Annotated in this window: 13 protein-coding genes; 2 read left to right on the top strand and 11 right to left on the bottom strand. The window is 27.5% G+C overall.

All coding sequences use genetic code 11. The features are described 5' to 3' along the window. Positions 1 to 92: 92 nt before the first annotated feature. Genes ACZ5CK_RS01710 through ACZ5CK_RS01700 form a run of 3 tightly spaced genes read right to left on the bottom strand, consistent with a single transcriptional unit; the run spans position 93 to position 5,142 of the window. On the bottom strand, positions 93 to 1,448 hold the full coding sequence (locus tag ACZ5CK_RS01710; RefSeq protein WP_464582182.1) for an 8-oxoguanine deaminase: 1,356 nt from the start codon (positions 1,446 to 1,448) through the stop codon (positions 93 to 95). Beyond that, complete coding sequence (locus ACZ5CK_RS01705) at positions 1,445 to 2,860, bottom strand: pyridoxal-phosphate dependent enzyme (protein WP_464582181.1); 1,416 nt, start codon at positions 2,858 to 2,860, stop codon at positions 1,445 to 1,447. The genes ACZ5CK_RS01710 and ACZ5CK_RS01705 overlap by 4 nt, the downstream gene beginning before the upstream one ends. 26 nt (positions 2,861 to 2,886) lie before the next feature. Further along, complete coding sequence (locus ACZ5CK_RS01700) at positions 2,887 to 5,142, bottom strand: xanthine dehydrogenase family protein molybdopterin-binding subunit (RefSeq protein ID WP_464582180.1); 2,256 nt, start codon at positions 5,140 to 5,142, stop codon at positions 2,887 to 2,889. A 299-nt stretch (positions 5,143 to 5,441) separates the two neighbouring features. Here ACZ5CK_RS01700 and ACZ5CK_RS01695 point away from each other — a divergent pair, with 299 nt between their 5' ends. Both ACZ5CK_RS01695 and ACZ5CK_RS01690 read left to right on the top strand, forming a co-directional pair. Then, the gene (locus ACZ5CK_RS01695; RefSeq protein ID WP_464582179.1) at positions 5,442 to 6,818 is read left to right on the top strand and encodes an alpha-amylase family glycosyl hydrolase; all 1,377 of its coding nucleotides are present in this window, start codon (positions 5,442 to 5,444) and stop codon (positions 6,816 to 6,818) included. Positions 6,819 to 6,986: 168 nt separating this feature from the next. Next, positions 6,987 to 7,361 (top strand): Rid family detoxifying hydrolase, encoded by a 375-nt coding sequence (locus ACZ5CK_RS01690; protein WP_464582178.1) that lies wholly within the window; start codon positions 6,987 to 6,989, stop codon positions 7,359 to 7,361. Positions 7,362 to 7,381: 20 nt separating this feature from the next. Here ACZ5CK_RS01690 and ACZ5CK_RS01685 read toward each other — a convergent pair whose 3' ends face one another. Genes ACZ5CK_RS01685 through ruvB form a run of 8 tightly spaced genes read right to left on the bottom strand, consistent with a single transcriptional unit; the run spans position 7,382 to position 15,109 of the window. After that, positions 7,382 to 8,047 carry a uracil-DNA glycosylase gene (locus ACZ5CK_RS01685; RefSeq protein ID WP_464582177.1) on the bottom strand — a complete coding sequence of 222 codons (666 nt, stop codon included), beginning with the start codon at positions 8,045 to 8,047 and terminating at the stop codon, positions 7,382 to 7,384. 23 nt (positions 8,048 to 8,070) lie between these two features. Continuing rightward, positions 8,071 to 11,520: an LptF/LptG family permease gene (locus ACZ5CK_RS01680; RefSeq protein WP_464582176.1), complete on the bottom strand. Its 3,450-nt coding sequence runs from the start codon at positions 11,518 to 11,520 to the stop codon at positions 8,071 to 8,073. 3 nt (positions 11,521 to 11,523) lie between these two features. Next, positions 11,524 to 12,249 carry a phosphate signaling complex PhoU family protein gene (locus tag ACZ5CK_RS01675; protein ID WP_464582175.1) on the bottom strand — a complete coding sequence of 242 codons (726 nt, stop codon included), beginning with the start codon at positions 12,247 to 12,249 and terminating at the stop codon, positions 11,524 to 11,526. Beyond that, positions 12,246 to 12,632: an NAD(+)/NADH kinase gene (locus ACZ5CK_RS01670; protein WP_464582936.1), complete on the bottom strand. Its 387-nt coding sequence runs from the start codon at positions 12,630 to 12,632 to the stop codon at positions 12,246 to 12,248. Before ACZ5CK_RS01670 ends, ACZ5CK_RS01675 begins: the two co-directional genes overlap by 4 nt. A 30-nt stretch (positions 12,633 to 12,662) precedes the next feature. After that, positions 12,663 to 13,073: an NAD(+)/NADH kinase gene (locus ACZ5CK_RS01665; RefSeq protein ID WP_464582174.1), complete on the bottom strand. Its 411-nt coding sequence runs from the start codon at positions 13,071 to 13,073 to the stop codon at positions 12,663 to 12,665. Positions 13,074 to 13,077: 4 nt separating this feature from the next. Next, on the bottom strand, positions 13,078 to 13,377 hold the full coding sequence (locus ACZ5CK_RS01660; RefSeq protein WP_464582173.1) for a YggT family protein: 300 nt from the start codon (positions 13,375 to 13,377) through the stop codon (positions 13,078 to 13,080). A gap of 12 nt (positions 13,378 to 13,389) precedes the next feature. Then, complete coding sequence (locus ACZ5CK_RS01655; protein WP_464582172.1) at positions 13,390 to 14,082, bottom strand: YggS family pyridoxal phosphate-dependent enzyme; 693 nt, start codon at positions 14,080 to 14,082, stop codon at positions 13,390 to 13,392. A gap of 1 nt (position 14,083) precedes the next feature. Next, a complete protein-coding gene (gene ruvB, locus ACZ5CK_RS01650) occupies positions 14,084 to 15,109 on the bottom strand; it encodes a Holliday junction branch migration DNA helicase RuvB (protein ID WP_464582171.1) in 1,026 nt (341 codons plus the stop codon). Between the last annotated feature and the right edge of the window lie 115 nt (positions 15,110 to 15,224).

Raw genomic sequence — 15,224 nt, 5'->3', positions numbered from 1 at the left:
TATCAAAATTATTAAATCACATAAATGTAAAATAAAAAAACAAATTAATTAAAATATTGTAAAAAAACCTGCGAAAATTCGCAGGTTTTTTCTTATAAACTATTTATAACCTTTTTAGAAATTTCATTATGTTTCTCTATTAATCTTGGTAATTCTTCATCAAGAATTTCACCATCTTTAACTCTTATTTCACCATTAATAACATTTAAATCAACTTGTTTTCCATCACACATTAAAACAGCCCCAAGAGGGTCATCTAAACCACCGGCAAATTCTAGTCTATTTAAATTAAATCCAATAAAATCAGCTGCTTTTCCAATTTCTATACTTCCAATATAATCATCCATTCTTAAAACTCTAGCTCCACCCATTGTTCCCATTCTTAATGCTTCTTTTACAGTTAAAGCATCAGCACCGTATTTTACCCTTTGCAATAATAATGCATTCCTTATTTCTGCAATCATATTATTAGTATCATTGCTTGCACTTCCATCTACACCTATACCTATTCTTATTTTATCTTTCATTTTTGTTACTGGTGCAATTCCGGAACCTAATCTCATATTTGACGATGGACAATGTGCCATACCCACATCATTTTTTGCAAGTTTTTCAATATCTGAATCACTCAACCAAACAAGATGAGCAAACCAGGCTCTCGAATTAAGCCAACCCAATTCTTCCATATAATCAACAGGTTTTTTACCAAATTTTTCTAAGCAATATTTATCTTCATCTAATGTTTCAGCCACATGTGTATGCATTAATACATCATATTCTTCAGCTATTTTCACAGTTTCTTTCATAAGATCTGCTGTTACAGAAAATGGTGAACATGGAGCTAATGCTATTCTTAGCATTGAATATTTTTCAGGATTATGATATTTTTCTATAACTCTAATACTCTCTTTTATTATTTCTTTTTCAGTTTGAACAACACTGTCTGGTGGTAAACCTCCATCTTTTTTGCTCATAGACATACTTCCGCGTGTCGGATGAAATCTTATTCCTGTTCTTAATGCCCCTTCTATTTCTGCGTCAATAGCTTCATTTAATCCATATGGATATAAATATAAGTGATCAGTAGTAGTTGTAACACCTGTTTTCATCATTTCATAATTAGCAATGATAGAACTAATATAAAACCCTTCTCTATCAATAAATTTCCATCTTTCATATAAAAATACTAACCAATCGAATAATTTTGCATTTTGAGCTCCTTTAACATTTCTTGTTAGCGTTTGGTATAAATGATGATGCGTATTAACAAAACCAGGCATTATAAGCATATCTTTACAATTTATAACTTCGTCAGCTTCAACATCTGGTTCTCCTTCACCAATATCTTTTATTACATTGTCTTCTATATATATATATGCGTTTTCAAGTTCAATATCTTCATTATTGAAAGTAGCTAAATATGAGATATTTTTAAATAATTTTCTCATTCGTCAAGCCACACCTTCTTTAACGTTTCTTTATGTTCTTCCCTATATTGTTCTAACATTTTATCCATTTCTTTTACCTTTCTTTGATGTTCTTCCCAATATGCTTGTTCTTTTTGTGCATTTAATTCTTCTAATGTTTTTCCTTGTTGTTCAATCCATGTATAGTATTTTAAATTGTGCCATCTTTCTCTATTATATTTATCTCCTTCAAATATTCCTGATGTTTCTTGATATAAGAATATTCTTTCAACTCTTGATTTTGCTTCTGCTCTATCTAATTTTCCATATGTTTCTGTCATCTGTTTCATAACAGAATGATATCTATCAATATTATCTGTAGCAACAACAAATATATTATCATCTGATTTTAGATTATAGAATTTTGCCATTTTAATAGCACCTATAACATTTGCTACCCCTGAAATTCCAAATTTATCTGATAAATACTCAACCATTTTTGGATCAACAAATTCTTTTAAGAATTTCTTGCCTTCTTCATCAGTTAAAACCTGTAACATTTTCTTACTATCAATATCATCAACTAAAACTACAGCATCATTATTCATTACATTATGAATCCATGTAACATGTTTATCTCCTATACCTTGAATATCATGACCACCATAACCATTTAATGAAATTGTTGGACATTGAACGGGTTCCATAGCTACAACTTTAGTTTCAGGGAATTCTTGTTTAACTCTATCTCCACTTGCAATTGTTCCAGCAGACCCTACACCCAATACTATTGCAGCAATTCTTTCGTTACCAATATGATATCTTCTAACTGTTTCTATCATTGTGTTTCCAGTTACATAATAGTGGAATCTATAATTCCCAAATGCTTCGAATTGATTTAAGATTCTAATATGTTCTGGATCTGCCTCATATAATTCTTTTGATTTGTCATATATTTCTTTAACATTGGATTCACAACCAGGTGTTGGTATAACATCAGAACCATATTTTCTAATAATCTCAAATCTTTCCTGACTCATCTCTTCAGGTAATAATACCAACGAATCATAATTCATCCTTGAACTAACAAAGGCACCACCTATACCATAATTCCCTGTTGATGGCCATACTAATTTATGTACAGATGGATCAACTTCATGTGTAATAGTTTTTTCCATTAATACAGAATATGTTGCACCTACTTTATGACTTCCGGATGGAAAGTCTTTTGCATACAATACAATTATATTAGCTTCAACTCCTGTTAATTCTTTAGGCATTACAAAATACCTAATCTCATTATTTTCATCCTTCCAAGTTATATTAAATAAATTAATAGGATGTAATGGATCTTTTTCTTTCATTTCAATAGCTCTTTTCCTGATTTTTGGATCGATTTTCTCTGGATATAACATTTCTTCATAAGTTGGACCTACAATTGGTACTCTTTTCATTATATAACCTCCCTTAGATTTAGTATTTAAATAATATCTTCTATTGATATTGGTATTTTTACCATTCTTTTATTTATAGCATTAGAAACTGCATTTGCTATAGAAGGTGGTGCACTCATTAACGATGGTTCTCCAATACCTTTAGCGCCAAATGGGCCAAATGGAAATTCTTCTTCGACAACATCTGCAACAATTTCTGGAATATCTTTAATTGTTGGAAATACGTAATTATTGAAATTATCTGTAATTATCTTACCATTTTTCTGTTTAATCTCTTCCATTATTGCATGTCCCATACCTTGAACTGCTCCACCTTGTATTTGTCCTATTACTCCATCATAATTTATTGCCTTTCCTATATCATGAGATATCCACATTTTTTTCACATCAACTTTCCCAGTATATGTATCAACCTCAACCAAAGATAATTGAGTTGAATATGTATAGGTTACATAAGCCTCTCCAACGCCATTTTCCATATCAAAATTTAATTTTGGAGATTTAAACCAACCTGATTCATTTAATTTTATATTTGCATCATTACACATTTTAGCTATTTCATCAAATGAATATTCTTTATCCTTTATTTTGTATACTCCTAAATTTATTTTTATATCTTCTGGTTTAACTTTAAATTTACCACATAAAAACTCTATAATATTCTTTTTTATTTTTTCAGCTGCATCTTTAGCTGCATTCCCACTAAAAACAGTTGTCCTCGAAGCTACAGTTGGACCACTATCTTGGACTATAAATGTATCTGTTTGAAGTACATGTATTTTTTCCATTTTTTGTCCTAAAACTTCTGACACTATCATTGAAATAGCTGTTTTTGCACCTTGTCCTATTTCCGTTCCACCAAACATTATATTTATTGTGCCATCAGGAAATACATGAACTTCTGAATTTGAAGCATCTAAATGTTGTCCACCAGCTCCTAAACTTACACCATAAATAATATGTGACCACCCTAATCCTCTTTTTTTAATATTATTATTTTTATTAAATTCTTCAACTTCTTTTTTAAGTTGTTCATAATTAGATAATTTTCTTATATTTTCAAGTGTTTTTTTAGCCCCCACAGAAAATTCCAATTTATGTCCAGTAGAAGTCTCAGCTCCAACTTCTAATGCATTTTTATATCTTATATCCCAAGGGTCAATATTCAATTTTTCTGCAGCTTCATCCATAACAGACTCTATTGCAAATAATACTTGAGGTGACCCAAATCCTCTAAATGCACCACAAGGAACTTTATTAGTATATACACCATATACATCAACAAAAACGTTTGGAACTTTATATGCACCAGCTGCGTGCGTTAACGTTCTATACATTACTATAGGAGATAGCGTAGAATATGCACCCATATCTAAATATACTTCACTTTGAACTCCTAACAACGTACCATCTTTTTTAAAAGCTACTTTATAATGTGATTTCGAAGGATGTCTTTTGCTGGTTTCTTTAATATCATGTTCTCTGCTATATATTAATTTTACAGGTCTTTTTGTTAAATAAGATAATAATGCAGCTTTTGAAGCAATATATGAAGGTACATCTTCTTTACCTCCAAAACCTCCACCTGTCTCCATTTGAATCACATCAACTTTATTAAAAGGTATATCTAATATTTCTGAAACATCTTCTTGAACATAAAATGGACATTGCATTGATGCATAAATGGTCATAACTTCCCCATCATAATATGCTACTGAACCTTGTGTTTCTAAATATGCTTGCTCTTGATAATCAGTTTTAAAATCTCTTTCAATAATTAAATCAGCATTTTCAAATGCTTTATCTATTTTTCCTCTTCTTATTTTTTTATGAAAAGCTATATTTGTGTCTTCATTGTTTACTTTTATTTCATCTTTTATTGCTTCATCAATAGTTAATACAGCAGGTAGCTCCTCAACTTCAAATTTTACTTTTTCTATAGCTTCTTCTACAGCTTCTTTACTTTCACCAGCAACAAGAGCAATAGCATCATGTTCAAATCTTATTTTTTCTCCAACGGGAATTAAAAACCACATATCTTTAGTTAAAACGCCAAATTTATTTGTTCCAGGAACATCTTTATATGTTGCTACTTTTACAATCCCAGAAACTTTTTCTGCTTCTGATGTATCTATGCTTTTCAATATTCCATGTGGAATATTAGCATATACCACTCCAGCATATAACATTCTATCTAAATATAGGTCTGGAGTATATTTTGATTCACCGTATGCCTTCTCTTTCCCTTCGATTCTTCTAGTAACTTTTCCTATTATGTTCATAGCATCCCTCCAATTATTGACTTATTATAAATTCTATTTTAAATTTTACCTTATTTTAGTCTTTTTTTAATAACCAGTTTTAAAAAGAAAAAAAATCTTTTTCACTAATAAATGGAATTAAACACCCACAATCACGTTTATTCGATAACTTAATTTTTTTAATTATCTATATTGCGCTTTATATTTTTTATGTCTTGTTTTCAGTGATTATTTTCTATTAAAACGATTTATTGATTTTTTTTATTGAATATGATAAAATATTGTTGATTTTCTTCATTTTTTATAGAAAGAGGTGAATTATGGAAGCAAAAATAGGTTATCAAATTTTTCCTGATAGATTTTATTCTTATTACAAAAGAGGAAATACACCCTGGAATACACCCATTATTAAAGATTTTAAAGCAGGAAAAAGATTATACGGCGGAGATTTGAGAGGAATTGAAGAAAAAATTAAATATTTAAAAAATTTAAATATTGATTTCATATATTTAACCCCAATTTTCAAAGCTAATAGTAATCATAGATATGATGCTAAAGATTATTTTGAAATTGATCCTGTTTTAGGTGATGATAATGAGTTAAAATCTTTAATTAATAGATTACATGAAAACAATATAGAATTATGTTTAGACATAGCTTTAAATCATATGAGTAATGAGAGCGAATGGTTTAAAAAAGCTTTAAAAGGAGAAAAAGAAAAAAATTTTTTTAGATATGAAAATAATGATTTTACATATTGGCGAGATCATAAATCTTTAGTTGAACTTAATTTGGAAAATAAGGAATTACAAAAAATATTATGGCAAGATGATAACTCTGTTATGAAGAAATGGACAAAATTAGGGGTTGATCACTGGAGATTAGATTGTGCATATGACTTAGGTTTTGAAATTTTAGAAGATATTGTAAAAAGCATTAAATCATTAGGTGAACATCATGAAATTATTGGAGAAGTTTGGGCATATCCTAAAGAGTGGATAAAAGTTATGGATGGTATTATGAATTATTATTATACTATTATCATAATTAACCTTTTAAAAAATAAATTAAAAGGCAGAATCGCATCGGATATACTTAAAAAAACAATATATGATAGCGGAATGAAAATATTAAAATCATGGAATATGCTTTCGTCTCATGATTCACCAAGAATTAAAAATACCTTTGGAAATAAATGGAAATTAGCAGTTGTAATGCAATTTACATTACCTGGTAGCCCATTAATATATTATGGTGAAGAAATTGGAATGGAAGGTGACCATGACCCATTTTGTCGTGGAGTCATGGAATGGGACAGGGTAAACGAAAATAATGAAACACTTAAGTTCTATATGAAATTAATAGATTTATTCAATAATTCAATAGCTTTGAAAAAAGGTAAATATTATGAAGTTATATCTAATGATGAAGAAATTTTAGCTTATTATAGAAAATATAATAGTATTAGAGATGGCAAATTAATAGTTATTAATCCAACAAATGAAAAAAAAGATATTCAATTATACTTTGAAGAATCATTACTACTGGATGCTATGCATTTATTTGATCATTTTAGCGATAATGAATTATATATTGAAATGGGAAGTATTAAAGGAACTATTCCCGCCAATTCATTTGGTATTTTTCATATGAAACCACGAGAATATAAAACTTATTCCGCTTATAAAAGATTATAAATCATGGAATAGCTCCAAATTTTGGAATCAAAATAATATATATATATCTTTATTTATATTATTTTTTTGAAAATATTTTGGCCACAATCTAGTATAATACTTTGCTTTTCTTATAACATATGATATAATTTAGTTTGTATTACAAATAATCTAAAAGGGGGAATTGAAATGGAATTATTAAATCCAAAGAGTGCTCCAAAGGCTGTCGGACCATATTCTACAGCAGTAAAAAGTAATGGATTTGTCTTTGTTTCTGGGCAATTACCTGTTATTCCAGAAACGGGAGAATTTATAAAGGGCGATATAAAAAAAGCTACAGAGGTTATCTTAACCAATATAAAAAATATACTCGAAGAATCCGGTAGTAGTTTAAATAAAGTTGTTAAAGTCAACGCTTATATGACAGATTTATCGAATTTCAATGATTTTAATGAAGTATATGCTAAAATTTTTGGAGATCATAAACCTGCAAGAGCTGCTATTCAAGTTGCAGCATTACCAAAAGGTTCAGATATAGAAATAGAAGCTATAGCTGAAGCATAGAAAATAGCTCCGATTTGGAGCTATTTTTTTATCTTATTTTCAGCAGCTATAATGCCCTTTTCTGTAGTTTCAACTAATTTTTTTAGATCCAAATTTGGATTAGCTTTTAACTGTTTATACATATATCCAATCGCCTGCATATCCAATTTTGCATAAAATAATGGAGAACCTTCTTTCTCACTTCTATTTCTCAATAAATAACTTGGGTGAAATGTTGGAAAAATATATATTCCTCCATACCACTCTTTAAATTTCCCTCTGTGTTTTGTTATTGGAACTACCTGTTTTAAAAAATAATTTAATGCAGTCAACCCTAATGCAACTATTATTTTTGGTTTTATTATTTCTATTTGTGCAATTAAGAAATGACTACATTTTTCCATTTCTTCAGTAGTGGGAACTCTATTTTTAGGTGGTCTACATTTTACTACATTAGTTATATAAAATTTATCCCTATCAACTTTTGCAACTTCTTTTAATAATTTATCTAATAAATTACCAGCTCTACCGACAAACGGTCTTCCTTGAAGATCTTCATTTGCACCAGGACCCTCACCAACAAACATTATAGGAGCATTTGGATCCCCCTCACCTATAACCACATTTGTTCTTGATAATTTTAAAGAGCATTTATCACATTTCTTTATTTTTTCACCAACTAATTCCAAATCTTCTATTTTAGACATTTTCTTCCTCCTTATAAAAATTCTTAAAACATATTAATATCAATACCTTTTTCTTCTGTATATCCAAAAGACTTTTCAGGAATATCGGTTATAAAGAATTTTAATTCAAAACTTTTCAAAGAAAATTCGGGTAATAGCTTAACATCACCTTTGAAATAAAAGGACCAACATATAATTCTTTTATTTAATTCAAATTGAGTAAAATTCCAAACATTGTTTTTTATATCATATATAAAAGATATTTTAGCCCAGTCATATTTTGGAGATGTGTCATAACCAAACCCTGTTTTTAAATATTCATTTTCAATATCATAATCTAAAGTCAAAGTCAAAGATTGTTTTGCTCCACTTGATTTATATTTTAAATCATAATGAATATTTTTATAGTCATTATATAAGTTTAAATTACCTTCATATTTGCCATTCTTAGAATCATAAAATAAATATTTTGACTTAATTTGGGGTATAGTTTCTTTAAATGTAGTTTTTTTCAAATAATAATCATAATTTATTTCTATCTTATTTTTGCCAAATATTATTTCATCTTTATTATTTATAAATGAAATATGTTCATCTTTTGCTTTGTGATTATAATCAAATTTATAATTATGCTTTAATATGGCTATTTTTAAAAAACCTGTAAAATTAGTATTTATAAATTCGAATTTTTCTTGTTCAAGTGTTGTCTTAGTATTATTTTCTAAGCTTAAAATTCCATAATTAAATGTATATTTTGAAGTTAATGAATGACCTATAAATTGTTCTTCAGGATTTTCCTTCATAAAATCAAAAGTTCTATTATATCTTAAATCAAAATAATTTTTAGACTTTAAAATATTTAGATTAAATTCCAAACCTATAAAATCAGATAATTTATTTGTATGAGTAGCGGGATTAGAAATCCATCGAGGCTCATTAACTAATACTCTATAATATTGATAATCAGATATACCATATTGAAAAATAGCTATTTTACTTTTAAAATTTGCTTTCAATCCATAAGCATAATAATTATATATTTTATTTGGGAAATTATTTCTAAAAGCAAATTTTAATTCTGGAGTTACAGATGTATCTAAATATAAAAGATTTTTATTATATTTCAATGGTTTATAATTATCTGAAATATTATTTTTAATGTATAAATTATAATTTTTCAACTGATTTTCTTCATACAAACTAGAATATGTTATTTTTATTGAATCTTTTTTACTCTTATTAATAATTTGAGAATCTAATGATGTTTTAATGGATATATTTTTTTTATCCCAAGATTCAAATAATTTGGTTGCTGGACCACTTATATTAACTCTAGAAGAATTCAACTTTACATATGTTTTTTTATATTTTTTTGTTAATGACGGTGTAGAAAGGTTTAAAAAATTCACGCTATATATTTCTTTATTTCTCCAAGAATAGGATGACGAAAATGAAAATTTACCTAAAGGTGTTTTTACATCTTTAGATCCAAAAGATAATGTATCTTTATTAGTTGAAAAAGAATGGGATAATGTAGTTGAAAAATTTATATTTTCTAATTTCTTAGTTAATGTAAATCTCAAATCAGAAATATTACTATCTTTAATACTATTTGATATTGATAAAATACCTAAAGCTATAGGAATTGTATATGTATAATTCATACTTTGAGAAAGGGTATCTTTTTTTACATTTCTTGAATATTCTTGATAAAACCCTAAAGAAGAACCATTTGGAAATTTATGATTTATCTTTACAGATATTGTTACAGAATCTTCTTTAAACGCAAATGCTGCAATAAAAGGTGCTTCTTTTTCACCAGATAAACTCTGAAAATAAAATGGAAAATAAAATACCGGAATTCCAAAAAACTCTAATGTCACATCTCTTGCTACTAAAAATTCTTCAGGATAAATCGTCACATGAGATGCCTTAAAATAATAAGTTATACATTCTTTACATGTAGTCATTTTTACTTTAGACGAAAAAACTGCTTCTTCATCTGTTTTTTTTTCAGAAATTTCTGACCATACTCTAACTTTAACATCCTTTTTCTTTTTATTTTTAAATGATTCTATTGAATATGTATTATTTAAAACCACATCTTTACTTTCAAAATTTACTTCCATTGATGATGCATCTATAGTTCTTTTTCCATACAAATATGATACATTTCCAAATAAATTTGCTTTTATAATTTTATTATTATCATCTAATATACCATATCCTTTATATGCTTTAATAACAGAATCTTTATATTTAATTGTAGTACTTCCTTCAAATGTGACCATAGTTCCATCTACACTTATATTTGAAGATTCTATATACACATTTTCTGAAAAACCTGTTGAACTTATTACTATTAAAACTATTACAGCTCCTAATACTCTTTTTAATGGCTCTATTAGTTTATAAGCTGCTCTCGTATCTAATAATACAAATATTAAAATACCTATTATACCAAAGATTATATTTGGAATCCACGGAGCTAAATATGGATTTATTATCTTTTCTTTTCCTAAAGCACTTAACCATGCTCCTGAACCCTGATATAACACAACTAATACAAAAGTCGTAATAACGCTCCACGATTTACTTCTAAGATTAATAAATAAAGATAATGCCACCCCTAATAAGGCTATAACTATTGGTGCAAAAGAATTAGAGAATTTTTCTTGATATCCAACTATAAGCGCCGATGCATCTCCTCCAAGTTTTTTTGTTATTTCTATTTTATGTTTTAATTCTTTTGTTGTCATATCATTCGGACTTTTTGAAAATCTTAAGTATTCTTCAACATTTTTTGAAATATCTAACTCTAACTTTTTAAAAGTTATATCTAATTTTAATAATCCATCATCTGTTAATCGGAAAATTCTTCCATTTTCCATATACCATTTATCTTTATCTTTAAATGCCTTTTCTGCATGAAATACTGTAGTTTTATCATAATCTACTTCATATAATAAAATTCCATATAAAATTCCAGAATCTTTATCTATTTTTCTTACATATAAATATTTTTTATTTTTTTCAACTTCAACAAATTTATTCATTTCAATATTTGCTTCAACATTTTTATAAACATATTTTGATATAGCTTCTTTTGCTTTCATATTTGATTTTGGCACTATTGTATCATATAATGAAAATGTCACAATAGCTAATATTAAAGCTAAAAATATAAATGGCACTATAATCCTTTTTGAGGGAATTCCTAATGATTGCAGGGCTATTATTTCATTATCATTTGATAATCTTGATAATACCCAAAATACAGAAAAAAGTATTCCAACCGGAATACCCATTACTATGAAATAAGGTATATGATATGTTATTAAAATAAATAATTTGTCTATACCAACTTTATTTCTAACAATTATATCTGACAATTGATATAATAATTCAACACTTACAAAAACAATAAATCCGATAAGTCCCATAAAAAAAGGAGCTGTAAATTCTTTGGATATATATTTTATTAATTTTAACATCAATTACTCCTCCATAGAATAAAAAATATCAAAACCTTCCTTACTACATTTATATCTATCCCCTGTTATAATAAATAAAGTATATTCTGAAATATTTGTCGTTAAATCTGAAAATTTTTCTAAATTTGATAAAATTTCTATATTTGCCATAATAGATCTAAAATTATCTTTATTAACTCTACTTATTAAATTTCTTTTAAATGCACTATATAAGCTATCCACCTCATTATCAGTTTCACAAATCTTTCTTGCTTGACCAACATAATACTTAATAGAATATCTTTCTTTTTCCTCTATTATTGAGGAAAATAATTTCAACGATTCTCCTAACATATTTTGAGAAATATCAAACAAATCCTCAAATTGATATGGATTCACTGAATTTGGATAAGATAATAAGTCTATATTATTCTTCGCCATTGTTTCACACATATCAGCCATACTTTCTAAAATTCCTATTATCTTGTTTCCTAAAAAAATTAATTTAAAATATTTACCATATAGATTATTTATCGCTAAAATCCCCATTGCATCATATTCTAACCTAGCTTCAAATAAATCTACTCTAGTATCTTGTTTAATAATTTCTTTGGACAGTTTTACATTTTTTTCAAAAAAGGAATCTCTAAATTTCAAAAACATTCCTTGAACAAGCCTACCCATTTTTAATATTTCATTATGATACGAAATTACCTTTTTTTTCGATTCTTCGGATAAGAATTCTATCATACAATTCTCCTTCCAAATCCTAATTTGTTATTTAATACCTTAAAAAATGAATAGTCATTCTTTTGTGCTAAAATTACTTTCTTCTCGGATGATGAAACTACAACAGCCATACCTGCTTCTATTCTATGCACTATATCTCCATCTACTGTAACATAAGCATTTCCAGAATCAATATGATGAATAATGATTTCAATATAATTATCAGGAGAAATTATAAGAGGCCTTATATTTAATGAATGAGAAGCTAATGGGTTTATTGTTATTAAATTTAATGTAGGTTCAACTATAGGCCCCCCCATAGATAAAGCATAACCCGTAGATCCGGTTGGGGTTGATAAAATAACTCCGTCTCCAGCGTAATTCAATACACTTTCACCTTTAATTAATATCTCAACATCAACTGTTCCAATAGGTTAACTTTTTTGAACTGTTATATCATTCAATGATATTAATTTTTTACCTCCTACATAACATTCTAATAAATATCTATCTGAATAATGTAAATTATTAGAAGCTATATCTTTTGCTGCTTGTTCAACTTCAGTACTGTCATAGGCTGTTAAAAAACCTAATGTTCCTAAATTAATTCCAATAATTGGAACAGAATTTTCAGCAGAAAGTTCTGCCACTCTTAATACCGTCCCATCTCCACCTAATACAATAAAAATATCAGCTTCTTGATATAATGAATTATCTGCCAATGCTGAACCAGCCGGCATTATTTTTAAAATTTCTATATCATTATTATGAAAAACATCAAAAAACTGCTCTTGAATTTCATCTTTCTTTGCTTTTAATGGATTAAAAAATATTATAGCTTTCAAATTATCACCTCAAAACCCTAGCCAAATCAAATAAAGTATTTACCAAAAAATTATCTAACAATATTAATAACAAAATTGCTACGAACGGCGTAAAGTCAAACATTCCAAAAGTTAAATTTAAATATCTCCTTATAGGTCTTTCTATTATCTCAGATACAGAATCAAAAAATTGCCTTATTGGATGATGATAATTAAACGAAACAAAACTGAAAATAGCTGAAATAATCAAGGAAATCTCAAAAAAATTAATAACTATTCTTAATACAACTGCTATTGCATATATAAGATTTGCTAAAACAAACACTATATCTACCTCCTATTTTTGATAATTTCTTTTTCCAAAAATTAACGAACCTATTCGTAACATAGTTGCACCACTTTCAATTGCAATGTGAAAATCATTACTCATTCCCATAGATAATTCTTTTAAATTTGGATAATATTTTACATATTCATCTCTTAATTTTTTAAGATTTAAAAAAACATTTCTTATTATCTCTTCATCATCGGTATATGGGGCCATAGTCATAAGTCCCCTTACTTCTATATTTTCATATTTTTTTGCAACTTCTAATAAATTCTTTAATTCTTTTTCAGTTATTCCACCTTTTGTTTCTTCACCGGAAATATTCATTTCAATTAATATTTTCTGTATTTTATTATGCTTTTTTGCAATTTTATCTATTTCCGCCATTTCCTTTTCTCGATATACAGAATGTATGTACTCTGATACCGGAACAATATATTTAACTTTATTAGTTTGTATTCTACCTATAAAATGCCAGTTAATATCTAAATCCTTTAATATTTCTGCTTTTTCTCTTAATTCTTGAGCTTTATTTTCACCAAAATTATTAACTCCGTAATCATATGCTTCTTTTATATATTCAACAGGAAAAGTTTTTGAAACTGCAATTAATAAAATTTCATCGGAACTCCTACTTGCAATTTCCAAATGCTCTTTTATCCTTTCAAAAACAAAATCAAGATTTTGTTTTATGTAACCCATATTAATTCCCCCATAAAGAATATAATTTTTTATTATTTTCTTTAGAAATTCCTAAGTGTTTTAATGCCTTTTCAGTAATCAATCTTCCTCTATGTGTTCTAACTAAAAAACCTTTTTGAAGCAAGTATGGTTCATAAACTTCACTAATACTATCAGACTCAATTCCCAAAGAAGCTGCTAATGCCTTTAAACCAACAGGCCCACCATTATAATAATCAATAATAGTCTTCAATATTCTTCTATCCATTTCATCTAATCCCTCATGATCAATTTCTAATAAAGTCATTGTTTTTTCTGCGGAATCAACATCAATAACGCCTTCATTATTGATTTGAGCATAATCTCTAACTCTCTTTAATAATCTATTAGCAATTCTTGGCGTTCCTCTTGATCGCTCAGCTATTAATAATGCTGCATCTTCTGTAATTTCGACATTTAATAACTTTGCACTTCTTGATACTATATCTTTTAATTCTTCAGGCGGATAAAAATTCATTTCCATTATTATTCCAAATCTACTTCTTAAAGGTGCAGCAATTAAACCAGTTCTTGTAGTTGCTCCTATTAAAGTAAAATGATTTAAATCAATTCTAATAGATCTGGCTCCTGGTCCTTTACCTATAACAATATCAAGTTGAAAATCTTCCATTGCAGAATACAATATTTCTTCCACAGATCTATTTATTCTATGAATTTCATCAATAAATAATACATCACCATTCTGCAAATTCGTTAAAATAGCTGCTAAATCGCCTGCCCTTTCTAAAACAGGACCACTTGTTATTTGTATATTTGCTCCCATTTCATTAGCTATAACATTTGCTAATGTTGTTTTACCCAAACCAGGAGGACCTGCTAACAAAATATGATCAAGCGGCTCTTTTCTCTTTTTAGCCGCATCAATAGTAATTTTTAATTTTTCTTTTACTTTTTCCTGACCAATATATTCATTTAAATATTGTGGTCTAAGATTGATTATAGTGCTTTCTTCAGTTTTTTCTGTAGGATCCAGAATTCTATCGTCCATATAATACCTCCATTCTACTTATATTATTATAACATATAATTATTTTAAATAGGTAATTATTAAATAACTAAAATTTTTAATTATGGTATAATCAGTATACTAACAGGATGTTCAA

It is taken from the genome of Marinitoga okinawensis (genome assembly GCF_055387075.1).
This window is presented reverse-complemented; position numbering and strand designations above follow the sequence as displayed.